The organism is Roseateles sp. P5_B10 (assembly GCF_056400485.1).
Map to the genome: position 1 here is coordinate 1 of NZ_JBFULE010001727.1, position 537 is coordinate 537.

The window sequence follows — 537 nt, forward strand, 5'->3', positions numbered from 1 at the left end:
GCCAGACCTTGCTGATATCGACGCCGAGCACCTTCATCATGGTGGGATCGCGCGCGCCGGCGCGCACGATCAGGCCGAACTTGGTCTTCTCGAGGCCGAGCCACAGCAGCATGACGACGAAAAACACAATGCCGACGACGAAGATGCGGTAGATCGGGAAGAAGCCGACGCCGAGATCCACGACGCCGGTCAGCAGTGTGGGGGTCGGGAACGGAATGCCGTCACTGCCGAACACGATCCGCACGCCTTCGACCAGGATGTAACTCAGCCCGAAGGTGAGCAGCAGCGGATCGTCGATCGACCGGCCATAGAGCGGACGGATCAGGAAATATTCGATCAGCATGCCGAACATGCCGATCATGATGGGGGCCACGAGGAGCCCCCACCAGAAGCTGCCGGTCAATGAGGCGACCCAAAGCCCGGCATAGGCGCCGACCATGAACAATGCGCCATGCGCGAAGTTCACCACGCCCAGCATGCCGAAAATGATCGACAGGCCGAGCGCGGTGATCACGAGGATCGCGCCGAGGGCAACTC

At 62.0% G+C, this 537-nt stretch carries 1 protein-coding gene; it reads right to left on the reverse strand.

The window, feature by feature from the left end:
- The coding region (locus AC1DU6_RS35560) for a branched-chain amino acid ABC transporter permease (RefSeq protein ID WP_477863318.1) at positions 1–537 on the reverse strand (537 nt) is incomplete at both ends.